27 protein-coding genes and 1 pseudogene are annotated in these 24,393 nt (G+C 49.3%); 15 read left to right on the top strand and 13 right to left on the bottom strand.

The window, feature by feature from the left end; genetic code table 11:
* Window positions 1-189: 189 nt before the first annotated feature.
* Entirely contained in the window at window positions 190-627 is a 438-nt protein-coding gene (locus XMG48_RS11405) for a hypothetical protein (protein WP_173482203.1), read from the bottom strand.
* 163 nt (window positions 628-790) lie between these two features.
* Between XMG48_RS11405 and XMG48_RS11400 the strand changes: the two genes are divergently transcribed.
* The 3 genes from XMG48_RS11400 (at window position 791) to XMG48_RS11390 (ending at window position 3,637) form a co-directional block, all read left to right on the top strand.
* Complete coding sequence (locus XMG48_RS11400; protein WP_173482202.1) at window positions 791-1,387, top strand: transglycosylase SLT domain-containing protein; 597 nt, start codon at window positions 791-793, stop codon at window positions 1,385-1,387.
* A gap of 66 nt (window positions 1,388-1,453) precedes the next feature.
* Entirely contained in the window at window positions 1,454-2,785 is a 1,332-nt protein-coding gene (locus XMG48_RS11395; protein WP_173482201.1) for an AarF/ABC1/UbiB kinase family protein, read from the top strand.
* A gap of 69 nt (window positions 2,786-2,854) precedes the next feature.
* Window positions 2,855-3,637: an EAL domain-containing protein gene (locus XMG48_RS11390; RefSeq protein WP_173482200.1), complete on the top strand. Its 783-nt coding sequence runs from the start codon at window positions 2,855-2,857 to the stop codon at window positions 3,635-3,637.
* A gap of 14 nt (window positions 3,638-3,651) precedes the next feature.
* Here XMG48_RS11390 and XMG48_RS11385 read toward each other — a convergent pair whose 3' ends face one another.
* Entirely contained in the window at window positions 3,652-3,822 is a 171-nt protein-coding gene (locus XMG48_RS11385; protein ID WP_173482199.1) for a DUF6435 family protein, read from the bottom strand.
* Between the two features lie 95 nt (window positions 3,823-3,917).
* Between XMG48_RS11385 and XMG48_RS11380 the strand changes: the two genes are divergently transcribed.
* Together XMG48_RS11380 and XMG48_RS11375 are read left to right on the top strand one after the other, a co-directional pair.
* Window positions 3,918-4,922, top strand: a complete 1,005-nt coding sequence (locus XMG48_RS11380) for a GTP-binding protein (protein ID WP_173482198.1) — start codon at window positions 3,918-3,920, stop codon at window positions 4,920-4,922.
* 166 nt (window positions 4,923-5,088) lie between these two features.
* A complete protein-coding gene (locus tag XMG48_RS11375) occupies window positions 5,089-5,616 on the top strand; it encodes a DUF3750 domain-containing protein (protein WP_173482197.1) in 528 nt (175 codons plus the stop codon).
* A gap of 1 nt (window position 5,617) precedes the next feature.
* Here the strand turns inward: XMG48_RS11375 and znuA are convergent, their stop codons facing one another.
* Entirely contained in the window at window positions 5,618-6,580 is a 963-nt protein-coding gene (znuA, locus tag XMG48_RS11370) for a zinc ABC transporter substrate-binding protein ZnuA (protein ID WP_173482196.1), read from the bottom strand.
* A gap of 63 nt (window positions 6,581-6,643) precedes the next feature.
* Here znuA and XMG48_RS11365 point away from each other — a divergent pair, with 63 nt between their 5' ends.
* The 6 genes from XMG48_RS11365 (at window position 6,644) to XMG48_RS11340 (ending at window position 10,807) form a co-directional block, all read left to right on the top strand.
* A complete protein-coding gene (locus XMG48_RS11365) occupies window positions 6,644-7,132 on the top strand; it encodes a Fur family transcriptional regulator (RefSeq protein WP_173482195.1) in 489 nt (162 codons plus the stop codon).
* Window positions 7,129-7,896: a zinc ABC transporter ATP-binding protein ZnuC gene (znuC, locus tag XMG48_RS11360; RefSeq protein ID WP_173482194.1), complete on the top strand. Its 768-nt coding sequence runs from the start codon at window positions 7,129-7,131 to the stop codon at window positions 7,894-7,896. Before XMG48_RS11365 ends, znuC begins: the two co-directional genes overlap by 4 nt.
* Complete coding sequence (znuB, locus tag XMG48_RS11355; RefSeq protein ID WP_173482193.1) at window positions 7,889-8,677, top strand: zinc ABC transporter permease subunit ZnuB; 789 nt, start codon at window positions 7,889-7,891, stop codon at window positions 8,675-8,677. Before znuC ends, znuB begins: the two co-directional genes overlap by 8 nt.
* The gene (locus XMG48_RS11350; RefSeq protein WP_173482192.1) at window positions 8,674-10,020 is read left to right on the top strand and encodes an MATE family efflux transporter; all 1,347 of its coding nucleotides are present in this window, start codon (window positions 8,674-8,676) and stop codon (window positions 10,018-10,020) included. The genes znuB and XMG48_RS11350 overlap by 4 nt, the downstream gene beginning before the upstream one ends.
* Before the next feature lie 221 nt (window positions 10,021-10,241).
* A complete protein-coding gene (locus XMG48_RS11345; protein ID WP_173482191.1) occupies window positions 10,242-10,526 on the top strand; it encodes a damage-inducible protein J in 285 nt (94 codons plus the stop codon).
* Window positions 10,523-10,807 (top strand): type II toxin-antitoxin system RelE/ParE family toxin, encoded by a 285-nt coding sequence (locus XMG48_RS11340; protein ID WP_173482190.1) that lies wholly within the window; start codon window positions 10,523-10,525, stop codon window positions 10,805-10,807. The genes XMG48_RS11345 and XMG48_RS11340 overlap by 4 nt, the downstream gene beginning before the upstream one ends.
* 18 nt (window positions 10,808-10,825) lie before the next feature.
* Here the strand turns inward: XMG48_RS11340 and XMG48_RS11335 are convergent, their stop codons facing one another.
* From XMG48_RS11335 to prlC, 3 genes are read right to left on the bottom strand one after another with little or no spacing between them, the layout of a single operon-like run.
* On the bottom strand, window positions 10,826-11,428 hold the full coding sequence (locus XMG48_RS11335) for a DNA-3-methyladenine glycosylase I (RefSeq protein WP_173482189.1): 603 nt from the start codon (window positions 11,426-11,428) through the stop codon (window positions 10,826-10,828).
* A 1-nt stretch (window position 11,429) separates the two neighbouring features.
* Entirely contained in the window at window positions 11,430-11,711 is a 282-nt protein-coding gene (locus tag XMG48_RS11330) for a YheV family putative zinc ribbon protein (RefSeq protein WP_173482188.1), read from the bottom strand.
* Window positions 11,712-11,729: 18 nt separating this feature from the next.
* On the bottom strand, window positions 11,730-13,760 hold the full coding sequence (gene prlC / locus XMG48_RS11325) for an oligopeptidase A (protein ID WP_173482187.1): 2,031 nt from the start codon (window positions 13,758-13,760) through the stop codon (window positions 11,730-11,732).
* A gap of 78 nt (window positions 13,761-13,838) precedes the next feature.
* Here prlC and XMG48_RS11320 point away from each other — a divergent pair, with 78 nt between their 5' ends.
* Window positions 13,839-14,381, top strand: coding sequence for a gamma carbonic anhydrase family protein (locus XMG48_RS11320; RefSeq protein WP_173482186.1), 543 nt, complete (start codon window positions 13,839-13,841; stop codon window positions 14,379-14,381).
* A 121-nt stretch (window positions 14,382-14,502) separates the two neighbouring features.
* Here XMG48_RS11320 and XMG48_RS12230 read toward each other — a convergent pair whose 3' ends face one another.
* From XMG48_RS12230 to XMG48_RS11290, 7 genes and pseudogenes are all read right to left on the bottom strand, one after another.
* Complete coding sequence (locus XMG48_RS12230; RefSeq protein ID WP_371740540.1) at window positions 14,503-15,162, bottom strand: S16 family serine protease; 660 nt, start codon at window positions 15,160-15,162, stop codon at window positions 14,503-14,505.
* 105 nt (window positions 15,163-15,267) lie between these two features.
* Window positions 15,268-16,656: pseudogene (locus XMG48_RS12225) on the bottom strand (AAA family ATPase); the annotation flags it as partial.
* A 280-nt stretch (window positions 16,657-16,936) separates the two neighbouring features.
* The gene (gene aroE / locus XMG48_RS11310; protein WP_173482185.1) at window positions 16,937-17,764 is read right to left on the bottom strand and encodes a shikimate dehydrogenase; all 828 of its coding nucleotides are present in this window, start codon (window positions 17,762-17,764) and stop codon (window positions 16,937-16,939) included.
* Window positions 17,761-18,681 (bottom strand): oxygen-dependent coproporphyrinogen oxidase, encoded by a 921-nt coding sequence (hemF, locus tag XMG48_RS11305; protein WP_173482184.1) that lies wholly within the window; start codon window positions 18,679-18,681, stop codon window positions 17,761-17,763. The genes aroE and hemF overlap by 4 nt, the downstream gene beginning before the upstream one ends.
* Window positions 18,682-18,696: 15 nt before the next feature.
* Complete coding sequence (locus tag XMG48_RS11300) at window positions 18,697-19,257, bottom strand: L-threonylcarbamoyladenylate synthase (RefSeq protein ID WP_173482183.1); 561 nt, start codon at window positions 19,255-19,257, stop codon at window positions 18,697-18,699.
* 32 nt (window positions 19,258-19,289) lie between these two features.
* Window positions 19,290-20,363 (bottom strand): DNA-processing protein DprA, encoded by a 1,074-nt coding sequence (gene dprA, locus XMG48_RS11295; RefSeq protein ID WP_173482182.1) that lies wholly within the window; start codon window positions 20,361-20,363, stop codon window positions 19,290-19,292.
* Between the two features lie 53 nt (window positions 20,364-20,416).
* The gene (locus tag XMG48_RS11290; RefSeq protein ID WP_254443659.1) at window positions 20,417-21,439 is read right to left on the bottom strand and encodes a LysM peptidoglycan-binding domain-containing protein; all 1,023 of its coding nucleotides are present in this window, start codon (window positions 21,437-21,439) and stop codon (window positions 20,417-20,419) included.
* A 139-nt stretch (window positions 21,440-21,578) separates the two neighbouring features.
* Between XMG48_RS11290 and def the strand changes: the two genes are divergently transcribed.
* From def to rsmB, 3 genes are read left to right on the top strand one after another with little or no spacing between them, the layout of a single operon-like run.
* Window positions 21,579-22,094 carry a peptide deformylase gene (def, locus tag XMG48_RS11285; RefSeq protein ID WP_173482181.1) on the top strand — a complete coding sequence of 172 codons (516 nt, stop codon included), beginning with the start codon at window positions 21,579-21,581 and terminating at the stop codon, window positions 22,092-22,094.
* A gap of 57 nt (window positions 22,095-22,151) precedes the next feature.
* Complete coding sequence (fmt, locus tag XMG48_RS11280) at window positions 22,152-23,084, top strand: methionyl-tRNA formyltransferase (RefSeq protein WP_217363584.1); 933 nt, start codon at window positions 22,152-22,154, stop codon at window positions 23,082-23,084.
* A 22-nt stretch (window positions 23,085-23,106) separates the two neighbouring features.
* Window positions 23,107-24,387: a 16S rRNA (cytosine(967)-C(5))-methyltransferase RsmB gene (rsmB, locus tag XMG48_RS11275; protein WP_371731476.1), complete on the top strand. Its 1,281-nt coding sequence runs from the start codon at window positions 23,107-23,109 to the stop codon at window positions 24,385-24,387.
* Window positions 24,388-24,393: the final 6 nt, after the last annotated feature.

The raw sequence follows: 24,393 nt of genomic DNA, 5'->3' as shown, positions 1-24,393 counted from the left end.
TGTAGACACTAAAAGTCCTTTGCGGACGAACGAGAGGTGTGTAAGTATCTGTATTTATTAGTGACAGTGAAGTAAATGAGTCCTGAGGCAGGCACTGAGTCAGCCTCGAGGCACCATTCTTTAAGGCTTGCAGATGTTGCAGGCCTTTTTTGTTTCTGAGCGATAACAGTACTCTTGTTGGCCAAGCTACTAATCACTAAACAACTCAAGAACGTCAGCCATTGATTGAGCAATCTCTTCTGACGTTGCAGGTTCTTTCCCCAGCAAGGTAATGGCCGCCCTGTTTAGTTTTCGAATTTGATCAACTGTCTCTTCAGATTGATCACCATCCATGACTCTTTGTTTGAGTTTGCTTGTCGGGATATCACTGGCTGTGATGGTGGTGATATCAGTTGAGTTTAATCCGCCCAATAACCTATGAAGCTGGCCACGATTTTTTAGCCCTAACTCCTTAACAAGCTGATCGACAGCCTCCTGCTTGGCGGCACCTGTTTTGTGTGCTTTATTTTTCTTGGCTTTCTCTTGGTGGTGTTCAGGCTTTTCTTTCCCTTTTTCTGCAGTCGCCGGCGAGGATGTTGACAATAATGAGATAGAGAGAAGCGAGGCTAAAACTGTGCGAATGATCATAACAATCTCCAATTTGCTAATAATTTAAGCGTAGTCGCAAATTCCTATAAAACAATGAGTCACCCATTTACAGATTAGAAAGGCCGCATCACGGCATTACCGCTGCTAGCAAAACCAAGATGTGCTAGCCTCTCCTAGTCAAATGTTTAAATTAAGAGTTGTTATGACACGTTTTATTGCTCTGTTTTCTGTGCTGTTGCTAGCTGGCTGCGCAACCTCGCCTCCGCGCAATGTTGAGAACGCCTGTTACATTTTTAATGAGAAGCCTGACTGGTACAAAGCGTCGATGGCGGCGGAAGAGAAGTGGGGGCTTCCGATGCAGGTTCAGTTGGCGATTATGCGCCAGGAGTCGAGCTTTAAGCACGATGCAGCACCGCCACGCGATACCTTTTTAGGGGTGCCAATGTGGTGGCGGATCTCTTCAGCTTACGGGTATGCACAAGCAAAGGACTCCACTTGGGATTGGTACAAAAGTAAAACGGGCCGATTCTGGGCAAGCCGAGAGAACTATGCCGACGCTGTCGACTTTATGGGTTGGTACGCCGGCATCTCACAACGCACTTTGGGTATCTCTAAATGGGACGCCTACAACCAATACCTTGCATATCACGAAGGCCACGGCGGCTGGAAGAAACAGACCTTCAATAAAAAAGCCTGGTTAATTGGTGTTGCTAAAAAGGTCGATGCCAATGCGCGAATGTATGGCAGTCAGCTGCAAGGTTGTCGCGACCGTCTTAAATCATCTTGGTGGCCGTTCTAGGCCACCGTTACTCAAACCTGATTAAAGGTTTCGATCTGAAGGTTTATCGTTCACGTACGCCACTTCATGAATGAGAAAACCTTAACCACTGCCTCCCCCGTCCCCAAAAGCAGAGCATCACGCCTATTAAGCATGGGCGGATTAGCTACAAAACTTGCAGGAAACGTCTTAACAGAAGGCTCTAAACGCTGGATAAAAGGTGAAGCACCCTCTTTAAACGAGCTGGTTTTAACACCTAAGAACATGAGTGATGTAGCCGATAAGCTAGCCCGTATGCGTGGCGCAGCAATGAAATTAGGTCAGCTACTCTCAATGGATGCAGGTACCCTACTACCCCCTGAATTGGCCGCTGTCCTAGCTAGGTTACAGTCACAAGGCGTCATCATGCCTAAAACTCAGCTCATACATACGCTTGAGTCGAGCTGGGGCAGTGATTGGATGGATCGGTTTAACTACTTTTCGTTCGACCCCATTGCCGCCGCTTCTATTGGGCAGGTCCACAAAGCACGGACACTGGATAACAATGAGTTAGCAATTAAAATCCAATACCCTGGTGTGGCACAGAGCATCGACAGCGACATCGATAACGTCATTTCACTGCTCAGGCTAAGCGGTTTACTGCCCAGAGGGCTGGATATAGATGAATTGGTTGATGAAGCAAGGCACCAGCTTCACTTAGAGGCTGATTACTTCGCAGAATCACGGCATTTGACAGATTTCGCCGGCAAGATCAGCAACTTTAGCATCAATTGCGATCTAATAATGCCAACTTACTTCGCCGAGCTTTCTGAAACTAACATCATGACGATGAGCTTTATAGAGGGCGTGGGCATTGAAGAGTGGCTAAAAGATCACCCAGAGGATGCCAGCCGTATTATGGGGTTGATGCTGGAGCTATTCTTTACCGAACTCCTGCAGATGAACTTAATGCAGACAGACCCCAACCCCGCAAATTTTCATGTTTGCCCAGACACTGGCAAACTGATTCTTTTCGATTTTGGCGCGGTAAGGCAGTTCGATCCTCAGTTTGTAGATCGCTACAAACAGGCCATAGATCAGGCCATTGAGCAAAACCGTGCAGGCCTTGAAGCGGCTTTAGAAGTGCTTAGTTTTTTCAAAAATGGTACCGATGTGGCAAACAAAGCGGCGGTTATCGATATCTTTACCATTGCTTCTGAACCCCTCAGGTCAACAACGCCTTATGATTTTGGTCAGAGTGATATTGCTAAGCGCATCCATGAGATTGGTATGAGTGTTAGTAAAGACCCAGATGCGTGGCATACCCCACCAGCCGATGTACTGTTTTTACACCGTAAAATGGCGGGGCTTTATCTAATGGCCGCAAAGCACAACGCTGTTGTTGATACACGAACCATCTACCAACAAATTAGTGGTTAATAAGGTTTTTATTTGAAGGCATTAACAGACTGAACTATGCTGAAACTAATCTCAGATTAGGTATGCAACATGGTAAGTGACAAAGTCATAACACCGATCGACTACTCAAAATTGGGCTGTAAGCAGTGCCTAAATGGTGAGGTGTTGGGCTTTGATTTCACTATGGCCTTCCAACCCATTGTTGATCTTCGCCATCAGACTATTTTTGCCCAAGAGGCACTGGCAAGGGGGCTTAACGGCGAAGGTGCAGTATCAGTCTTTGAACAGGTTAATAAACAAAACCTCTATCGTTTTGACCAAACTTGTCGAGTTAAAGCCATTGAGATTGCGTCGCGTTTTGACGATGAGTCGCTGATCAGTATCAACTTCATGCCAAGGGCTATCTATAAGCCTGAGCTGTGTATTCGCACCACGCTTGAAGCGGCAAAAGTCTATTCGATTGATCCCAAAAGGTTGATTTTTGAGTTCAGCGAAACTGAGCGTGTCGACGATATTGCTCACCTGAAACGAACGATTGAGTTTTATAAGGAGCAGGACTTTAAGACAGCTATGGACGATTTTGGTTCTGGGTACTCAGGTTTAAATATGCTGACGGAATTTAAGCCTGATCTGATCAAGCTCGATATCCAGCTAATCCATGAAATTGACCACTCAAAGACACGCTTTGCCATTATTAAGTCGGTGAAAACGATGTGTGATGATCTCGGTATTCAGATCATTGCGGAAGGTGTGGAAACCGTTGAAGAGAAACAGACACTAGAGGGTTTGGGAATTCACTACCAACAAGGATTCCTATTCGCAAAGCCTGCTTTTGAAACACTGCTTAAAACTGAAGAATTAAACCACCTCTGACACTAATCCAAGCGTTATTGATTCTCTAACTCTTGGATCTTTTTATAGGTAGCCTCAGCTTTGCTGGTTAGCTGTGAGTAGCCGGCAATATCCCCATTGCGCTGCAACTGCATCGCCTGCTCTGTTAGCTCTGCATACTCTTTTTTTAACTTCTTTAATGGATCTTTCTTAAATAAACCAAACATCTCTAATCTCCCAAGTTTGTCTTCTCTACGCAACAGACATTCAATAGGTTTGGTATTAATATCCTCAGTCACACCATCAATAGATGATTTATTCGATGCTAAACGATAACACTACGATTAAAGCTGTCCCCACCAATATCATTACAGGGTTTCTAGGAGCCGGTAAAACCTCTGCCATTGTTCACTTACTGCAGAACAAACCAAAAAATGAACGCTGGGCCATCTTGGTTAATGAGTTTGGCGAGATCGGTATCGATGGTAGCTTGATGCAAGGCCAATACTCAGAAGAACAGGGAGTATTCATAAGGGAAGTACCGGGCGGTTGTATGTGCTGTGCAGCAGGGTTGCCGATGCAGATCGCCTTGAACAAGTTACTGGCAAAAGCGAAGCCCGATCGCCTTCTGATTGAGCCCACTGGCTTGGGCCACCCTAAAGAGGTGCTAGAAGTTCTCTCCAATGAACACTATCAGGATGTTCTTTCGATTCAAAAAATCATCACACTGGTTGATGCGCGTAAGCTTAAAGATGAACGCTATACATCGCATGAGACCTTTAATCAGCAAATTGCGATTGCCGATGTCGTTATTGGTAATAAACAAGATCTTTACGATGAGGGAGATAAAGAGCGTCTATCACAGTATATAGACGAGCATTTTTCCCCAAGCAAACCACTCGCGTTTACCGAACAGGGTCAGCTCGACCCTAGCCTGCTGTCTGGCAGCACCCATGCTAAGGCTGCTCATGCACACCATCACCATTCGCACCAATCAGTTCTGGCAAGCGAACAGCCTCTCCCTGAAATTGGTTTTCTTAAAGCAGAAAACCTAGGCGATGGATTCTTAAGTGCTGGGTGGCGATTTGATCAGCGATACCAGTTTGATCGATCCAAACTCTATCTCTTCTTATCGGGCTTAGAGGTTGAGCGGATGAAAGCGGTGTTTATCACCAATGAGGGGCTATTTGGCTACAACTTGGCGGATGGATCCCTAAAAGAGTTACCAATCGATGTGTGTGACGAGAGTCGCATTGAGATGATTGCAGCGCGTCTTGATGATGACTGGGAATCACAGATTTTAGGCTGCGCAGTCGATAGTGAATGACCTGATTTGCTTTGTTGGGCGTAGATGTCTGAAAGGAGATTTTTATGAGCAACAATGCACCACTTCCCTGCCGCGGCTGTTTACCTAACTGCCCAAACCGTAAAACCTGTAATGGAAAACCTTGGGCCATGCAAAAACCAAACACGACCAAACCTCATTAAAACTTATGGTTAAACCATTAGCGACGCTTCTAATAGCGGCTTTTTTAGCTGGTTGTAGTACTCAAGATTGGCGAACCGCCAAACGCGATAGTGCTGAAATCGCACCGCTACCCAGTGAGCACCCTGAGGCGGTTATCCAGGTCTACGGAGCAGATCTTTTCGGTGTGCGTGGCTACTTTGCTGTGCATACATGGATCTCCACCAAGCAGAAAAATGCACAACACTACACCGTTTACGACGTTGTCGGTTGGCGCACCGGACGCGGATTGCCTGCCCTACAAATCAAACAGGATATCCCTGATCGCTACTGGTATAACTCTAAACCAGAGCTCATTTTGGACATTCGCGGCGCTGAAGCAGAACGCTTGATTCCTAAAATTGACGAAGCAGCCAAACGCTACCCTTGGGCTAACGAATACACTCTCTTTCCCGGCCCAAACAGTAATACCTTTCCTGCCTGGATTGGTCAGCAAGTCCCTGAGCTTGGTTTGAAGATGCCTTTTAAAGCATTCGGTTCAGGGTATGCAGATTAAATCAGCGTTTAGCTAAACACTCCGTGAACTCATCGACCAAGCCCTGCATGAAGTTGACGTATGCTCCTTGCGCGAGAGCAACATCGGAGGCCAACGGGTCCAGTTCACCGACATGAACTTCAAATCCTCGTGTAATCGAGTCGATCAAAGCAGGTCGATACTGTGGCTCTTTAAAGACACATGAAACGCCACTATGCTCCAACGTCTCACGAAGTTCGGCTAAATGTTTGGCACCTGGCTTAAGTTCGGGGCTGACTGTGAAGTAGCCAACCTGGTTAAGATCAAAGTGATTCACAAAGCCATCGTAGGCGTCATGGAAAACCAGAAAGCCCTTTTGGTGAACGGGCTCTAGTTGCTCTTTTGCTTGGCTTTCGAACTGTTTCAGTGACGCAAAGAAAGCGGTCTCGTTCTCTTTAATTTGTGAGGCTTTAGCAGGAAAGTGGTGCTGAAGTTCAACCGATAGATCTTCCGCAAAGTGCTCAACGACCTCGATATCTAGCCAAGGGTGCAAGCCGGCATGATCATGGCCTTCATGCTCGTCATCGGCATCGTGAGCGTCGTGATGCTCCTCTTCATGGTCATGCTCTTCGTGGTCGTCATGATGATTTTCTTCATGTTCATGATCTTTGTGATCATCTTCACCATGCTCTGCATGCTCATCAAGCATCGCCATTTGCTCTACATTAGAGGCATCAATCACTTTCTCAAGATAGGGCTCTATTTCAGGGCCTACCCAGATTAGTAGGTCGGTATTGTTAAGACGTTTACGGTCCGAAGGGCGCAACGCAAAATCATGGGGGGAGGCACCGTCTGGAAGTAATGTATCGACCTTAGCAACATTCGTTAGGAGCTCGTTAGCAATTAAAGTGATTGGCTTAATACTGGCCATCACGGTATCGGCCTGAGCTTGAGTGGATGCTAGAAGAAACGACGCTGCAATAGTGGCGGTAAATTTGTGTGTCATTGGGTACAATGCCTATAAACCAGAAAGTGTATTGTTATAATATAACAATAATTGAGATAAAGCATGCTTGAAATCAACGACGCATTCAATTCAGACCACAACCACGATCACTGCGTCAGTGGTGCGTTAGATAACGCCAAGGCGATCTGCCTAGAGAGTGGCCAGCGTCTGACTCCCATTCGCGAGTTAGTGTTACGACTCGTCTGGAGCTCCCATAAGCCACTGGGCGCCTATGAGTTGTTGCCAGCACTGGCTGACGCGGGCTTTAACTCAGCGCCACCGACGGTCTATCGGGCATTGGATTTTTTGCATCAGTTGGGGCTCATTCACAAAATCGGTTCACTCAACGCTTTTGTTGGGTGCTCAAATCCAGAACACCCACATCCATCGGCATTTATGATCTGCAGAGAGTGCAAAACCGCAGCCGAAATTGAGACCAGTGAACTCCAAGAGAGCTTTAACCGAGTCGCTAATACGCACGGCTTTCAGCTTGAGGAAGAGAATATCGAGCTGTTAGGTCTTTGCAGCGATTGTCGTGGGAGTGAATCATGAGTAATCCAGATCTGGCTAGATTAGACGGGGTCAGTTTGCGCTTTGGTAATAAATCGGTACTCAACAATGTAAACCTGCCACTGCATAACGACTGCATCACCACACTGATCGGACCCAACGGCGCAGGTAAGTCGTCGCTGGTAAAGGTGTTACTTGGACTGGTGAAACCGACCGAAGGCACTGTTTGGACGAAACCGGGCCTGCGCATCGGGTATATGCCGCAAAAAATTCAGATCGATCGGACACTACCATTAACGGTTAAACGCTTTTTGCAGATTCCACATGGCTACAACCAAAACGACATCGAGGCTGCCTTGGCTTCGGTGGGTGCTGAACACCTGGTCGATTACTCGATTCATGATCTTTCCGGTGGTGAAATGCAGAGAACCCTTCTTGCTAGGGCTCTGTTAAGACACCCCGATCTACTCGTGCTAGATGAGCCGGTTCAAGGTGTCGATATTAATGGTCAAACCGAACTCTATCGGCTGATCACGGATATCCGTAAAGAACGAAAGTGCGGTGTGTTAATGATTTCACACGATCTGCATCTGGTTATGTCATCGACCGATCACGTCGTCTGTCTGAACAAACATGTCTGCTGCTCGGGACATCCAGAAGCCGTCAGCGCAGACCCTGCCTATATAGAGTTGTTTGGCGCTTCTCACGCGTCAACGCTGGCGCTCTATAATCACCATCACAACCATAGCCACGATATGCATGGTAACGTCGTTGAAGGTGACTGCTGTGGGGGTGATCATGCTTGATTTCATCATCTATGCGTTGATTGCCGGCATAGCAGTCGCCATTGTTGCCGGCCCTTTAGGTGCATTTGTTGTGTGGCGCCGTATGGCCTACTTCGGTGACACCTTGGCTCACTCAGCTCTACTCGGCATCGCACTGGGCATTCTGTTTGATATCAACCTGAGCCTAGCCGTCGTGCTCTGCTGTGTAGCGCTGGCGCTTGGTTTAGTCGCAATGCAGCGCCAACACTGGATAGCCACCGATACGCTGTTGGGGATTATGGCGCACAGTGCGCTATCACTGGGTCTGGTCGCGATATCACTGTTGGATAACGTACGCATCGACCTTCAGGCCTACCTGTTTGGAGATCTATTAGCGATCACTCCCGAAGACCTTAAGTGGATTCTGTTGGGAGGCATAGCTGTCTTAGCCGCGATCTACTGGCTTTGGAAACCACTGCTAGCCATCACTATTAACGAGGAGCTGGCCCAAGTAGAGGGGATACAGGTTGCTCGCTATAGACTCGCCCTAATGTTGTTAATCGCCATGGTGATTGCTGGTGCGATGAAACTGGTTGGTGTGCTGCTCATTACCTCTCTATTGATCATGCCGGCTGCAGCGGCGCGGCGAATGTCTGCCACGCCAGAACAGATGGCGATTTTTGCCAGTATGCTTGGGTCTATCGCGGTTGTTGGAGGTATTGCGCTCTCTTGGTTCGCGGACACTCCAGCGGGCCCGAGTGTCGTTGTCTGCGCACTGGTGATCTTCTTATTGATCTTCTTCGCACCCCGGGCAAGGGCATGATTCAACTGAATGATTGGAGCATGCATCAGCGTGTTTGGGCGCTGGCCTGGCCGATGCTGCTATCCAACATCACTGTTCCCCTTTTGGGTCTTGTCGATAGCGCCGTTGTCGGCCATTTGGATGATCCGAAGCATTTAGGGGCGGTGGCAATTGGAGCCACACTGTTTACCACCATCTACTGGGCGTTTGGATTCTTACGAATGGGAACCACTGGGCTGATTGCACAGGCTGTGGGACGCCAAGATGGCAATGCAAATAGGACCTTTTTAGCGCAAGCAACCCTGATCGCACTGGGTCTCGGCAGCCTTATGTGGCTCGCACAAATCCCCATACTCACTTTGGGTTTAGAGTGGATGGGTGCCGATTCCGATGTCCACGAAACCGCTCGAAGCTATGCCGATATTCGTATCTACGGTGCTCCAGCGGCGCTGTTCAACTACGTCTTAGTGGGCTGGTTTGTCGGTAATCAAGATACACGCTCACCCCTGATCATTATGACCTTCGTCAACCTGACGAATCTGGTGTTAGATCTGCTGTTTGTGCTCGGTTTCGGCTGGGGCGCAGAGGGTGTCGCCAGTGCAACACTGATAGCTGAATACACCGGTGTGGTTCTTGGGTTACTGCTGATGAAGCGCCATCTAAACCTGATTGATGGTGCAATTTTGCCAAACTCACTTCGTCAACTGTCAGCCTATCGCGCGATTTTTACCGTGAATAAGTACCTATTTGTTCGGACCGCGTCACTGCTCTTTATGTTTGCTTTCTTCACCTCACAAGGTGCGCGACTTGGAACGGATATACTGTCGGCTAATGCTCTCCTGTTGAACTTCTTGATGCTGATCTCGCACGCTCTCGATGGATTCGCCCACGCTGCTGAGGCGATCTGTGGTCGCTATGCGGGTGCCAAGGATCGATACAACTTCTACCGCGCCATGAAGAGTTCAGCTCTCTGGTCCTTGTTGTTTGCGCTGGGGCTTACACTCACGTTTATGTTGGGTGGGCACTCTATTCTGAGCCTGATGACCGACATTGAATCGGTATTGGATGTCGCACAGGACTATTTGATCTTTATCTGGGTGCTTCCATTGATCGCTGTATGGAGCTATTTCCAGGATGGTGTTCTTGTCGGCACGACTCAATCTAAAGCGATGCTGCAGATCATGGTCGTCACTGTGTTTGGCACGTTTTTACCCCTCTGGTGGCTAACACAAGATCTAGGTAATACCGGCCTATGGTTATCATTCACCGCGGCATTTTTGGTCAGAGCATTGATGGGGCTCTGGATTTTCCACCGCTATAACCAGCGTGGGGTTTGGTTTAGGGCTTCATCCAATCCTGAGTAAAATTTGGCAGTGGTGTCAGGCTGAAGGCCAGACACCGTGACAACAAAACCCTCTGCAAAGTCCCCGTGTCTGGCCTTCAGCCTGACACGACTATTTCTGCGTCACGGTTTGCCTTTGGCAATTCGTTCCTACAGGCGGGCGCCTTTTAAAAAGTTGTATCAAACTGAAATAGTGATACCCTATCCGTACTGACGTTTGTCATGACAAATATCGAGGTTTCTATGGAAAGTCGAATTCAGTTCCGCGTTGATGAAGAGACAAAACAACTTGCGCAGAAAATGGCTGCAAGCCAAGGTCGAACTTTGAGTGATGCATGCCGAGAACTTACCGAACAACTTGCTGAAGAGCAGAGAAAGGTTGCTAATCAAGAAAGCTGGCTTGCCGATCAAATCAATGAAGCTTTTGCTCGATACGATGCCGGCAGTACTACTTTTTATACTGGAAATGATGCCAAGATTGAGATGGAAAAGCGCAAAGCTAAAATCCGTGCGGCTAACAAAGCATGATTCTATGGGAGCAAGAATCGCTTAATGATCGTGAGAAGATATTCGCCTATCTTTACCAATACAATCCCGAGGTGGCTGAGAAAACTGATGATTTAATCGTCAAGCAGGTTTCTAACCTCTTAGATCATCCTAAATTGGGTATTAAACGAGTGGGAGTACGCGGACGTCGATTGATATTGCCAGAACTTTCTTTGATAGTGGCTTATGAAACCTCAGATCGAGGTATTCACATATTAAGAGTTCTGCATCAAAAGCAGCAGTTTCCTCACATATCTGTTTAACCTACCCATAAAGTGGTGTCAGGCTGAAGGCCAGACACCGGGGCATAAGTCGATGCAACGCTGGTAGGCGGGGCAGGTCTCTAGGTGATCGTTGACGAAGCCGGTAGCCTGAAGGTAGGCGTAGACGATGGTTGAGCCGAAGAAGCGAACGCCACGTCTCTTTAGATCTTTCGCAATCTGCTTTGAGAGATCGGTTTCTGCAGGTATATCAGCTAGCGTTTTGGGTCTGTTTACGATCACTTTACTCTCCATAAACGACCACAAAAAGTTTGCAAAACCACCGAACTCCGTCGAAATAGCCATAAATTGCTTGGCGTTATTAATAGAGGCTTCGATTTTGGCGCGATTACGAATAACGCCTGCGTCAGCTAGCATCGCCTCTATCTCTTTCTCCGCAAACTGAGCCACTCGCTCGGGTTCAAAATTACGATAGTGGCGACGGTAGCCTTCGCGTTTATTTAATACGGTGCGCCAGCTTAAACCCGCTTGTGCGGACTCTAGAACCATAAACTCAAACAGTGTTCGGTCATCAGTTCGCAGTAAACCCCACTCTTGGTCGTGGTAACGATGCTCTATCTCAGACTGACGTGCCCAGCCACAGATATCAGCATCTTGGCTCACGTCAGTGGTCCTTTTTCTGCAAATTAGGGTTAGTAAAGAACTGCAGCGGCTGAGCTTCTACTTCCGTTGCTGGCGTATTCTTTAACGGATCCACACCCTCTTTAGAGACTCGAGTCTCAAGCTCTTTGGGTTCTGGACGGCCATCAAGGCGCATGCTGTCTTCAAACCCGCATTTAACACATTCACGATACTCACGCTCTTCATCGCGGTACATTCGTGTGCTATCCATAGCGGCACAGCGTGGACAGACCACACCGGCGACAAAGCGTTTAACTGGTTTCATAGCAGCTCCTTCGCTGAATTAAGCGGCAATACCTGAGTGGCGAAGCAAAGCATCCACTTCAGGTTCACGGCCACGGAACGCGACAAATAGCTCCATTGGCTCTTTAGAACCGCCCTTCTCAAGGATTTCAGTTCGGAAGGATGCACCAGTCTCCTGATTAAAGATACCCTCCTCTTCGAAACGAGAGAACGCATCGGCCGACAGAACTTCAGCCCATTTATAGCTGTAGTACCCGGCTGCATAGCCGCCTGCAAAGATGTGGCTAAAGCTGTGCTGAAAACGGTTGAATGCAGGTGGGTTCAATACTGCCACCTGTTCACGAACACTGTTCAAAACAGACTGTACTGACGTTTGGCCAGGCTCAAAATCACGGTGTAGGATGAAATCGAACAGTGAAAACTCAAGCTGACGCACCATCATCATGCCTGATTGGAAATGCTTAGCCGAAAGCATGCGATTCAGCATATCTTCTGGCAGAGGCTCACCTGTCTCATGGTGACCTGAGATCAGTGCCAATGCTTCTGGCTCCCAACACCAGTTCTCCATAAACTGACTGGGCAGTTCGACAGCATCCCAGGCCACACCATTGATTCCACTGATATCGGCATGCTCCATTTGCGTCAGCATGTGATGCAGACCGTGACCAAACTCGTGGAACAGTGTCGTTACTTCATCATGAGTTAGTAGCGCAGGCTGGCCCTCTAACGGCGCCGTGAAGTTACAGACTAGATACGCCACGGGCAGTTGAATATCACCATTGATGTTACGGCGTACTCGACAGTCATCCATCCATGCGCCACCACGTTTACCGGCACGAGCGAATGGATCTAGGTAGCAGTTAGCTAGAACCTGACCATCACGCTTTAACTCAAACAGTCGAACATCGTCATGGTAGGTATCAAACTCTTTCAGTTCAGTGACACTGACACCGAAAAGTCGCTCAGTCACTGCGAACAGTCCATCCAACACTTTAGGGAGTGGGAAGTAGGGACGCAGCTCTTGCTGGGAAATGTTAAAGCGTTGCTGTTTCAGCTTCTCTGCATAGTAGGTGATATCCCAAGCTTGCAGATCGCTCATCCCCTCTTCTGATTGGGCAAAAGCGGTCAGCTCTTCTAACTCTTTAGCGGCTTGAGGACGACTTTTCGCTGCTAGGTCCTCAAGGAAGTTCACCACCTGATCGGTAGACTGAGCCATTTTAGTGGCCAGCGAATATTCCGCGTAATTGGTAAACCCAAGCAGCTTCGCCAACTCAAGGCGCAGTGTCAGGATCTGCTCAATCAGATCGGTGTTATCCCACTCACCCGCTTTTGGCCCCTGATCAGAAGCACGAGTTGCATAGGCCGTGTAGAACTCTTCTCGCAACTGACGATTATCAGCCTGCAGCATCACGGCGTAGTAGACTGGGAAGTCGAGTGTTAGCACCCAGCCTTCTAACTGTTCACTTTCCGCCGCCTGCTTAGCCGCTTCGAGGACATGATCAGGCAACCCAGCTAATTCATTCTCATCGGTAATATGCTTGGTCCAACCCTGCGTCGCATCCAAGACGTTTTCAGAAAACTTCGTGGTCAACTCAGAGAGTTTTAGTTGAAGCTCGGCGTAACGTTTTTGTTGCTCTTCTGGCAAGCCAATGCCCGCCAGTCGGAAGTCACGAAGTGAGTTAGTAATCACTTTCTTTTGAGCATCTGAAAGTTCAGAGAAGGCCGCACTTTGACTAAATTGTTCGTACGCTTCATAAAGTTTTTTATTCTGACCAAGCTCAGTAAAGTATTCAGAGAGTTTTGGCAGGCAGGCGTTATACGCTTCGCGCATCTCATCGGTATTCGCCACGGCGTTGAGATGAGAGACCGGAGACCAGGCTTGAGCTAATTCATCATTTAGCTGTTCCAGTTCACCCACTAAACTCTGCCAATCCATCAGTGGTTGTTCAGTCATCTTTGCAATACGCTCACGGTTACGCTGCAATAGCTCATCGACGGCGGGAACAACATGCTCAGGTTTGATGGTACTGAATTGTGGCAGTGAAGATGGTTCTAACAGTGGGTTACTCATCGGTCTCTCCGAGATCAAAAACTCTATACGCTTTACTATACAATGGGGTGAGCGGATCAGTTATTCAAGGAATGCGATATGAAACTACGTCCTTTTAAAGGCATCAGCCCAACCCTAGGTTATAAGGTATTTGTTGACCCCAGTGCGGTTGTCATTGGGGATGTGGTGCTGGGTGATGACGCATCCGTTTGGCCGCTGACAGCGATCCGTGGCGATATGAACCATATTCGTATCGGCGCTCGCACCAATGTTCAGGATGGGGCAATCCTGCACATCACTCATGCCAGCAGCTATAACCCTGACGGCTATCCGTTGATTATTGGCGATGAGGTGACCATCGGTCACATGGCGATGCTGCACGGCTGCACCATAGGCAACCGTGTCCTGATTGGTATGTCAGCGACGGTAATGGATGGCGCAATCGTTGAAGATGATGTCGTTGTCGGTGCCGGCGCGCTTGTACCGCCAGGTAAGCGCCTAGAGAGTGGCAAGCTCTACATGGGCCGCCCTGCCAAAGCAGTTCGCGACCTGACCGAAAAAGAGATGAGCTACTTCAGCTACTCTGCTGCCAACTATGTGAAGCTGAAGAATGAGCATCTGGCCGAGGATTGGGCAAATTAAAAATTTGCTGGAGCTTTATTGAGGGCAGCGAAATGAGGCGATATCTCATCGTCTCCTCTGCGAGAAGACTCCAACAGGGGTCTGACCTGTGGTCTGACCCCACTCTAAGAAACGGCAGAGACTAAGCCTTCGCTTTAGACAACTCACGCAAGCGTTTAACCACTTCAGCACCAATAGAGCGTTGGGTGAATACGCCGTCGGCTTTCTCTTTGCCAGCGCTGCGACCCATTAGAAGCTCGAGTGCTTCATCAACGGTTGCGACAGAGTAGATTGAGAAGAGCCCCTCTTTCACGGCATCCACCACTTCCTGTTTCAGCATCAAGTTGCGGACGTTCGCTTTGGGAATAATCACACCCTGTCGACCGGTTAAACCGCGAGACTCACAGAGGTGATAGAACCCTTCAATCTTCTCGTTAACACCACCAATCGCCTGAACTTCACCGTATTGGTTGATGGATCCGGTCATCGCGAACTGCTGTTTGATCGGTATGTGCGTTAACGCTGAGATCAGGGTACAGATCTCCGCCATTGAGGCACTATCACCGTCCACATAACCGTAGGATTGCTCCATCGCTATGCTGGCCGAGATCGCTAACGGGAACTCTTTAGCGTAACGGTGACCCAGGTAACCGGACAGAATTAACACCCCTTTTGAGTGAATCGGTTGGCCGAGTGTGACTTCACGCTCAATATCGACGATGCCACGACTACCGGGGTGTACCGTTGCGGTAATACGCGCCGGCGAACCAAAGCTAACATCACCAACCTGCAGAACCGTCAAACCATTGGATTTACCGATCGCTTCACCATCCGTGTCGATCAGAACAGTCTCGTTGGTAATACCCTCTTGGATCTTTTCAGAGAGGCGCCCGGTTCGACGCTCTTTGGACGACAGTGCCGCGTCGACGTGTGCCGCATCGATGTATTTGTCATTCGATTTAGCGCGACGGTAGTCCGCTTCACAGAGTAGATCGACTAATTCACCGATATGCGCCTATAGAAGATCTTGATCACCCGCCAGTCTAGAGGAGTGCTCAACCAGTCGCGCTACCGCTTCACGAGTTAACGGTGCTAGCTTCTCCTCTTTGGCCAGCGTGCTCATTAGACGGGCGTACTGGCGAATGGTCGCCGGTGTGCGCTCGACATCCTCTTCAAAATCGACCACAACACGGAACATCTTTTCGAAGTCATGATCGAGCTCTTGCAAGAGGTAGTAGATGTTACGGGCGCCAATGAGGACGATCTTCACATCCAGATCGATCTCCTCAGGTGAGAGCGTTACGGTGCTGATACCGGCATACTCACTGACTGGGTTTTCGATGCGAATCGCATGCGCTTTTAACGCTCGCTTCAAGGCGCCATAGACAAAGGGTTGCTCAAAGAGTTTTTCCGCTTCAATGATCAAGTAACCGCCATTGGCTCGATGCAGTGCACCCGGACGAATCAGACGGTAGTTGGTGATCATAGCACCCATTTCACTGTTGTACTCAATGCGTCCAAACAGATTTTCATAACTTGGGTGCGCCTCATAGACCACTGGCGCACCTTTGGTCTTCTCATTATCAACGAGCAGATTAAGACCGTAGTTCTCGTTCATGAATTCGCGACGAGCCGTCTCGGATTTGTTCTCAAAAATCCCCTCCGCAATCATCTCACCGGCGTTACGAATCAGATCACGCTCTACATCTTCAAGGTAGCTGTTCACCCCCTTCAGGTTTGAATATTCACCTCGCACCTCTTCAAACAGGGGTTTAATTGCGTGACGAGCGGTGTCACGATCGAGGTAACGCAGTGCTTCAGCGGCCTCACGGCGCCAGCGTGGCATCTCTGTCAGTTGCTCATTAAGCAGCTCTTCCAGTTCGGATATGTGTGTTGAAAAGGCGTCACGGATCTCTTCCGGAAGCGCCGAAAAGACCGCCTCATCGATGGCTTGCCCTTCCGCTACGGGCGTAAATCCAATCGTGCCCGCATCACGATAAACGGCGATGGAGTATTCACGCCCCTGCTTCTCGACCGTCTCTACTGCTTTGTCATAGAGACGGTTGAAGTCACGTTCAATCTTAGATTTTTCACGCTGATAGGCGGGACTTTCAAAGGCAGCAGGCAGCTCAGTGACGACACGGTTAAGAAGCTTACTAAGATCGTGCTGCAACTTAACGGCTTTACCGGCTGGGAGGCGCAGCGCTTGTGGATGACGGGTGTCTTGGATGTTCTTCAGGTAACACCAATCGTATGGCTTGGATTGGCTTTTGGCTGCCTCACGCAGATTCTCCATCGCAAAAGAGAATCGCCCTGTGTGCGGGTTACCCATCACAAACAGATTGTAGCCGGGGCGGTTCATGCCTACCCCAAACTCCATCGCTTCAAGCGCACGATCTTGACCAAAGAAGCCGGCGAAGCCCTCTAGGTTATCGGTGGTTTTAAACGGGAGAAGATCGGTATCGCAGGTACGGTAGAGTTGATCGACTGAGAGCGGGGCTAGCTTTTCCATGCGGGGCATCCAATACAGCGAATTGATACCCTTAGACTGAAGCGCTCCCCCCTCTAAGTCAATGCTATTTGTGTTGCAGTTCGGATCTGAGCTGATTAAGAATCTCGGCTGTTTCGGGTTTTACCCCTCGCCAAATTGCGAAGGACTCTGCCGCTTGTTCAACCAACATACCCAGACCGTCTATGGCACGTGCTCCATGCTGTTCGCACCAGGCACAAAATGGTGTTTGTTCAGCACCATACATCATGTCATAACCACAACTATTGGCATCGATCGCTTCAGCAGGCACAGGGGGCAACTCACCACCAATACTGGCCGAGGTGCCATTGACGATCAGATCGAAAGCAGGCCCTGTAATGTCATCATAGCCGCAAGCAGAAACGGGAGCGCCCGCAAAGACATCGGCAATAACCTGAGCTTTTGATACCGTGCGATTCGCTATCACAACGCTAGCAACCTGAGCTTCTAACATCGGCTGAATGACACCACGCACAGCACCACCTGCACCCAGTATCAAGACGCGTTTGCCCGCCAATTCCAAACCCAAGTTGTTCTTTAGATCAGTTAACAGACCAATGCCGTCGGTGTTATCAGCACAAATTTCGCCCTGCTCATTTAACCAGAGAGTATTGGCTGCACCGGCTGTCTCAGCGCGCGCCGTGCGCTCCTGTGCAAGCTGCCAAGCCAGCTCTTTAAACGGCAGGGTCACATTAGAGCCCTTGATCTCTCCAGAGGTCAGTTGAACCCTCAGCGTGTCCGTAAAGGTATCCGCCTCTAACAGCTGAGCGGTGTAGTTCAGAGACTCACCCGTTGTCTGAGCAAAGTGGCTATGAATTCTGGGTGACAGGCTATGTTTGATCGGATTGCCTGTCACTCGGTACTGATCGATCATGCTTCTAAGCCTAACCAGTCTCTAGATTGCAGGTAGTAATCAGTCAAACGCGCCTCTTCTGTACCGGGTTCAGGCGCCCAGTTGTAGTCCCAGCGCACTTCCGGTGGAAGCGACATCAGAATCGATTCGGTTCGGCCACCGGTCTGCAATCCAAACAAAGTGCCACGGTCAAACACTAGGTTGAATTCAACGTAACGGCCGCGACGGTGTAATTGGAAATCACGCTCGGCTTCACCATAACGCTCATCACGACGGCGCTCGATAATCGGTACATAGGCTTTAGTGTAGGCATTACCAATGGACTGCATCAGCGCAAAACTTTGATCAAAACCCAACTCATTCAGGTCATCAAAGAAGAGGCCGCCGATACCGCGAGGCTCACCACGATGCTTCAAGAAGAAGTAGTCATCACACCACTTTTTATAGCGTGGGTAGACATCGTCCCCAAAAGGGTCACAAGCGTCTTTAGCCACTTGGTGCCAAAAAACACAATCCTCTTCATTGCCGTAGTAAGGGGTCAAATCAAATCCGCCACCGAACCACCAAACTGGCTCTTCGCCCTCTTTCTCCGCAATGAAGAAACGAACATTGGCATGTGAGGTCGGCACTTTAGGATTTTTAGGGTGCATCACAAGGCTGACACCCATCGCTTCAAAGTTACGGCCTTGAAGCTCAGGACGGTGCGCAGTTGCCGATGCAGGCATCTGATTACCGTGAACATGCGAAAAGTTAACGCCGCCCTTTTCAAACACCGCACCGTTGGTAATGACTCGGCTTCGGCCACCGCCGCCTTCGGGTCGATCCCAAGAGTCCTCAACAAACTCAGCGCCACCATCGGCTGCTGCCAGTTCATTACAGATACGATCCTGAAGATCCATTAAGAAGGCTTTTACTTCTGCTACGCTCGGTTTGCTCATTCGCAATCTCCGTCTCTAAACTCGTAGGGTCTGTCCAGTCAGTGCATCACGAATCACGGATGGTCGATCCGAATCGCCTAATGCGCCCTGAACACGATAATTAATTCTATTTCCAAAGTAAGTACTTACTCTCAACTTACTCTTTGCAGGTACTGCAGATGAGGGGTTAGCCGAGGTTGATACCAACGGCATATCGGCACGGTTACAGAGCGCCTGCACGATGGGATGTGCAGAGACACGAACAGCAACAGAGCTGTGCTGGCCTTTAACCCACTCAGGGATCATCTCGTCGGTATCCGGTATCAACCAGGTATTGGGTCCAGGCCAGCTTGCCTCAACAACCTGACGCTGCTCGGCTGTCAGATTCTGCAGCAGTGGTTCAACCTGTCCAATATTGGCTGCCACTAATATTAAGCCCTTATGCATAGGGCGGCGTTTAACCGCTAACAGATGTTTCACGGCATGCTCGTTCCAAGGGTCACAACCTAACCCCCAAACCGCCTCTGTAGGATAGGCAATTACGCCACCCTGCTGGACCACTTCTACGGCCTGTTTAATGCTCCAATCATTCACCATAATCAGAATCTTACTTTGGAAAAAACGCTATTCTACCGAAGAACGACGTAACGGGCTCCCTCTCGGCCAATAATTCCTGAGATTTCTAGTTCCACGAGCAGACGTTGAAGCTGCCCAATCGGAATACTGAGCTTTGCTGCAAGCTGATCGGCAGTTAACGGCTGCTGATGCAGTGCACGGATTATGGGATCCTCAGACTCAATGGGCGGCGTCTCAACACGATCTGTAGTAAGCGGTAGATAGAGTGACGCCAATATTTCGGAAACCGTTTCAACCAACTGAGCTCCCTCTTTAATGAGATGGTGACAGCCTCTTGCCAGTTCGTTGGTAATCGCACCCGGTATAGCAAATACCTCCCGCCCCTGCTCCAGCGCCAAACGAGCTGTGACCAGTGATCCACTCTTAATAGTGGCTTCAACGACTAAGGTTCCCAAACTCATACCACTGATGATGCGATTACGCTCTGGAAATAGGTAGGGCCTGGGCTGGATACCGGGCAACTGCTCAGTGACTAACAGCCCGCCTGAGTCCAATATCTGCTGGGCCAGCCGTTGATGCCGTTGTGGATAAACCAGATCTGGGCCGTTTGCCATAACGGCGATTGTTGAACCGGGGCCGGCTTGTATTGCGCCGAGATGAGCTGCGTGATCAATGCCTATGGCTAATCCACTGGTGACATGTACGCCCGATTGGGTTAACTCTTGAGCAAATCGCTGTGCGGTTGCACGGGCCAAGCTGGATGATTTTCGCCCACCCACCATAGCGACTTGAGGGTCGCTCAATGCTTGCACATTGCCTTTTGAGAAGAGCACCACGGGCGGATCGTAGATCGATTTAAGCAATTCGGGATAACGGCTATCTTCAAAGCAGATAACGTCACAATCTATGTTTTTAATGACATTTAGATGCTTTTCGGCATGATCGTAGAGTGACTTTATCTGCCTGACAGCGAACTGACTTTCGTTAAAAAGCTCTAACTGCTCTATTAAGCACTTAGAGTCTTTTAGCCGATCAGGCCAGTCAGTGTGTTGAATGAATTTTAAATTGGAAGCGGGTCGCATAGCCAAAAGGCGCAGTGCAACCCAGTCGATCGATTCGGCTGGCATCCTTGCTCCTGACACTGCACATCCATGTGCAGCGATTGTCTAATATTGTGACGTTAAGGCTGACGAAGCGGGTCGCCAACCTGAATCACTTCGGTTGCACGCATCACCAGTGCATAACTGACCTTGTCGAAGGTTTTGTAGACCATCAACTCACCGGCACGCTCGGCTGGTAGTTGAAGTTTTTCACCTGTTTTAGGGTCACGAATCTCTTCGCCACGATTGTAGATCGCGTAAACACTGCCTGGCTCGATTCCTTCGCGCTCGCCAGCATTGATTGTGACACTGTTAAACTGACCAATGTTGGCAACGCCATTTAACACGGCGATGACTTCAACATTATCGAGCTCTGGACCCGGGCGCGGCATAAACCGAGTCACCAGTGGCGCTTCACCGGTTGGAATCAGAATATCTTTTAAACGCACCTCTTCAGTACTGTTGCGAATATCAACACTGATTGTGTCGCCTTCAGAACCACGAACCAGCGCATCAGCGACGCGGTGTAGCTCATAACCTAAAGACTCACCGGTGTTGGGATCTACATACTCGATCAAAGGACGGTAGAGAGATTGCTGACGACTGTCATCTAATAACTCACCTCGAACATAGACTCGATCATCATTGGCAGCGAGGATGCGTTGGTTTTTACCACCCAGCACGTAGGGCGCATCCGCTAACATTTGATTATCAACCACTCGGCTATCATTGAGAAAGGCTTGTACATCACGCAGAGGGATCGAAGCGATAGCCTCTTCGCGTGGCACGACTTTAACCTCAGGCGTTAATACCAGAGTACCTGGTTTACGACCTAGGCGTGGCTCACCATCTTCCCAGTAGAGGTAGATGACATCTCCAGGATAGATCAGATGAGGGTTGTAGATCTGCGAGTTTACTTCCCAAACCTTAGGCCAGAGCCAAGGGCTTTTGAGAAAACGCGCGGAGATATCCCACAGGGTATCCCCTTTAACAACGGTGTATTCCGAGGGGGCATCTTGCGCCAACTTGATGGTGTCAGCTTGCGCCAGCATAGAGGTTATACCTAATGCAACGGCAGCGATCTGTTTTATCCGTTTAAACATACTATCCTTCAGCGTTTGACGCTTATCTATTCGATTGCACTGCTTAACGTGTACCACATGCAAACAGAGTCCTAATAGGTATAATAGACAATATTAACAATGTTACTAGTTATCCGATTGAGAGAGATCACTAAACGGTATGGCACTGCTTAAAATTTTAGAGTTCCCAGACCCGCGCCTTCGCACCATTGCTGAACCGGTTGAGACGGTCGATGATGAGGTACGCAAGATCATCGATGACATGTTTGAAACCATGTACGACGCTCCGGGCATTGGTCTGGCCGCAACACAGGTCAATATTCATAAACAGATCGTCGTAATCGATATATCCGAAGAGGGCAATGAGCCACTGGTTCTAATTAACCCCTCTTTTGAAGTGTTAACCGACGAGACTGAACAGATGCAAGAGGGTTGCCTCTCTGTCCCTGGCTTCTACGAAAACGTCGTTCGCCCAGAGCGCGTTAAGCTGAATGCGATTGGTCGTGATGGCGAACCTTATGAGTTAATTGCTGACGGTTTGCTAGCGGTCTGTATTCAGCACGAGCTGGATCATCTGAATGGTAAGCTATTTGTTGACCATATCTCTCGATTAAAACGTGATCGAATCCGCGGAAAACTCGAGAAGAAACATAAATTAGAAGCCGCTCAGGCTTAAAGATCAGACAGGCTTGCCGCTCACCTTGGCAAGCCTGTTTCATTTTAGGATATCGAATTGTCTAAAATTATTTTTGCCGGAACCCCAGATTTTGCCGCCTCTCATCTACAGGCTCTGATCGATTCCGGCTTTGATGTGGTAGCCGTTTACACCCAACCCGATCGACCAGCGGGCCGTGGTAGGAAGTTACAAGCGAGCCCCGTTAAGCAGATTGCACTGCAAGCAAATATTCCCGTGTTTCAACCACTCTCACTGCGTGATGAAGCGGCTCAGGCGGAACTGGCTGCGATCGACGCTGATTTAATGATTGTTGTTGCCTACGGCTTGATACTGCCGCAGGTTGTATTGGATACACCAAAACTGGGTTGCGTTAACGTACACGCCTCTATTCTACCGCGTTGGCGTGGTGCTGCTCCGATCCACCGTGCACTGCTGGCAGGTGACAAAGAGACCGGTGTGACGCTGATGCAGATGGAGGCTGGGCTGGATACTGGGCCTATGCTGGCTAAGGTGTTTACGCCAATCGATAAACAGGAGAGTAGCGGAGAACTGCATGATCGATTAGCAGTACTCGGCTCCAATATGCTGGTTGAGCAACTACCTGCACTGTTAGCAGGCGAGTTAACTCCAGAAATTCAAGACGATGCGTTAGCTAACTACGCCAATAAGCTTGAGAAAGCTGAAGGTAAAATCGACTGGACTGAGTCGGCAGACGCGATCGCCCGTCAAGTTCGCGGCCTCTCTCCTTGGCCGGTGGCTTACACATCCCTTGATGATAAAAGCGTCCGCATCTGGAGAGCGGAAGCACAATCAGAAGCCGGTGATGCTGGTGCTCTGATCAAAGCCGATAAACAGGGCGTCCTGATCGGGTGTGGCGAAGGCTCTTTGCTGATCAAAACCATTCAGATGCCAGGCGGTCGCGCCACTGAAGCGTCGGCCCTTCTCAATTCAAACAACCACCCGTTTGTAGAGGGTATGCGCTTTGAGTAATACCGCTAACCTAAGGGTGCAAGTGGCTGTTTTTCTATCGCAGCTGTTACAACACAACGGTTCACTCTCTAGCCGACTGCCAGGCATGCTCTCTCGAGTTGAACCTCGTGACCGCGCTCTGTTTCAAGAGATCTGCTACGGCACGCTTCGTTTCTATCCACAGCTTGAAGCGCTCAGCCGTGAGTGTCTGCGCAAGCCTTTTAGAGAAGAGGACACTGACGTCTTTGCCCTACTGTTGAGCGCGCTCTACCAATTGAGACATCTCTCGACGGCTGAACATGCTGTCATCAACGAAACCGTTGAAGGCGCTAAGCAGATGGGTAAGCCTTGGGCCGCCAAACTGTTGAACGCCGTGTTGCGTCGTTACCAGCGTGAAAAAGATAGTTTAGAAGCTGATATCCAGCAGACCGAGACTGGCCGCTGGAATCACCCTGAGTGGATAATCGCTAAACTCAAGCACAACTGGCCCGATCACTGGCAAAGCATAATGACCGAAAACGATCAGAGCCCACCGATGTGTCTGCGGGTCAATCGTTCGAAAAGCGATCGTGATTCATACCTTAAGATACTGAACAGTGCAGAAATCGAAGCAACCGCTGGATTGTTCTCAAGCGATGCCATCTACCTAACGTCGCCCTGCTCTGTGGATAAGCTGCCACACTTTGCAGAGGGGCACGTATCGGTTCAAGATGAAGCGGCACAATTGGCTGCAGAACTGCTGGGTGTAAAAGCGGGCGAACGCATACTCGATGCCTGTGCCGCACCCGGTGGAAAACTCTGCCACCTTCTTGAATTGGAAGATGATATTGAGATCGATGCGCTGGAGTTAGAGCCTCGACGAGTCGCGCGCATCGAAGAGAATTTAGAACGACTAGAACAGAGTGCGGGTGTCATTGTGGGTGATGCCGCACAGCGTGATTGGTGGAGCGGTGACGCTTACGATCGCATTCTGGTGGATGCGCCCTGTAGTGCTACCGGTGTCATTCGTCGTAATCCTGACATCAAAGTACTGCGTCGTAACGAAGATCTCCTGGGTCTTGCAACCACTCAACTTGAGATCCTTAATAACCTATGGGATATGCTCAAGCCTGGTGGTACATTGCTGTATGCAACCTGCTCAGTGTTCACACAAGAGAACGAGCGTGTTGTCGAACGATTTTTGAAAGAGCACTCGGATGCGAAAGAGTGCAAAATAGTCGCAGAATGGGGCATAGAGAGACCTGCCGGTCGGCAGCTGTTTCCACAAAATGGAGGCCATGATGGCTTCTACTACGCCCGCATCAAGCGAATAGAAGAGGCTTAAGCGTTA

The sequence above is a fragment of the Marinobacterium sp. xm-g-48 genome, assembly GCF_013282925.1.
Classification (GTDB): domain Bacteria; phylum Pseudomonadota; class Gammaproteobacteria; order Pseudomonadales; family Balneatricaceae; genus Marinobacterium_E.
The sequence above is the reverse complement of the archived record's forward strand: the minus strand, read 5'-3'. Positions and strand labels throughout refer to the sequence as shown.

What these genes read in the sequence shown, in the direction of transcription:
- XMG48_RS11380 (WP_173482198.1), top strand. Translation starts at nt 3,918, where the DNA reads ATGCTAAACGATAACACTACGATTAAAGCTGTCCCCACCAATATCATT.
- XMG48_RS11365 (WP_173482195.1), top strand. Translation starts at nt 6,644, where the DNA reads ATGCTTGAAATCAACGACGCATTCAATTCAGACCACAACCACGATCAC.
- XMG48_RS11395 (WP_173482201.1), top strand. Translation starts at nt 1,454, where the DNA reads ATGAATGAGAAAACCTTAACCACTGCCTCCCCCGTCCCCAAAAGCAGA.
- XMG48_RS11375 (WP_173482197.1), top strand. Translation starts at nt 5,089, where the DNA reads ATGGTTAAACCATTAGCGACGCTTCTAATAGCGGCTTTTTTAGCTGGT.
- def (WP_173482181.1), top strand. Translation starts at nt 21,579, where the DNA reads ATGGCACTGCTTAAAATTTTAGAGTTCCCAGACCCGCGCCTTCGCACC.
- XMG48_RS11385 (WP_173482199.1), bottom strand. Translation starts at nt 3,822, where the DNA reads ATGTTTGGTTTATTTAAGAAAGATCCATTAAAGAAGTTAAAAAAAGAG.
- XMG48_RS11300 (WP_173482183.1), bottom strand. Translation starts at nt 19,257, where the DNA reads ATGGTGAATGATTGGAGCATTAAACAGGCCGTAGAAGTGGTCCAGCAG.
- XMG48_RS11400 (WP_173482202.1), top strand. Translation starts at nt 791, where the DNA reads ATGACACGTTTTATTGCTCTGTTTTCTGTGCTGTTGCTAGCTGGCTGC.
- znuB (WP_173482193.1), top strand. Translation starts at nt 7,889, where the DNA reads ATGCTTGATTTCATCATCTATGCGTTGATTGCCGGCATAGCAGTCGCC.
- XMG48_RS11350 (WP_173482192.1), top strand. Translation starts at nt 8,674, where the DNA reads ATGATTCAACTGAATGATTGGAGCATGCATCAGCGTGTTTGGGCGCTG.
- XMG48_RS11320 (WP_173482186.1), top strand. Translation starts at nt 13,839, where the DNA reads ATGAAACTACGTCCTTTTAAAGGCATCAGCCCAACCCTAGGTTATAAG.
- XMG48_RS11290 (WP_254443659.1), bottom strand. Translation starts at nt 21,439, where the DNA reads ATGTTTAAACGGATAAAACAGATCGCTGCCGTTGCATTAGGTATAACC.
- dprA (WP_173482182.1), bottom strand. Translation starts at nt 20,363, where the DNA reads ATGCCAGCCGAATCGATCGACTGGGTTGCACTGCGCCTTTTGGCTATG.
- znuC (WP_173482194.1), top strand. Translation starts at nt 7,129, where the DNA reads ATGAGTAATCCAGATCTGGCTAGATTAGACGGGGTCAGTTTGCGCTTT.
- XMG48_RS11340 (WP_173482190.1), top strand. Translation starts at nt 10,523, where the DNA reads ATGATTCTATGGGAGCAAGAATCGCTTAATGATCGTGAGAAGATATTC.
- znuA (WP_173482196.1), bottom strand. Translation starts at nt 6,580, where the DNA reads ATGACACACAAATTTACCGCCACTATTGCAGCGTCGTTTCTTCTAGCA.
- hemF (WP_173482184.1), bottom strand. Translation starts at nt 18,681, where the DNA reads ATGAGCAAACCGAGCGTAGCAGAAGTAAAAGCCTTCTTAATGGATCTT.
- XMG48_RS11345 (WP_173482191.1), top strand. Translation starts at nt 10,242, where the DNA reads ATGGAAAGTCGAATTCAGTTCCGCGTTGATGAAGAGACAAAACAACTT.
- XMG48_RS11405 (WP_173482203.1), bottom strand. Translation starts at nt 627, where the DNA reads ATGATCATTCGCACAGTTTTAGCCTCGCTTCTCTCTATCTCATTATTG.
- XMG48_RS11390 (WP_173482200.1), top strand. Translation starts at nt 2,855, where the DNA reads ATGGTAAGTGACAAAGTCATAACACCGATCGACTACTCAAAATTGGGC.
- XMG48_RS11330 (WP_173482188.1), bottom strand. Translation starts at nt 11,711, where the DNA reads ATGAAACCAGTTAAACGCTTTGTCGCCGGTGTGGTCTGTCCACGCTGT.
- aroE (WP_173482185.1), bottom strand. Translation starts at nt 17,764, where the DNA reads ATGATCGATCAGTACCGAGTGACAGGCAATCCGATCAAACATAGCCTG.
- prlC (WP_173482187.1), bottom strand. Translation starts at nt 13,760, where the DNA reads ATGAGTAACCCACTGTTAGAACCATCTTCACTGCCACAATTCAGTACC.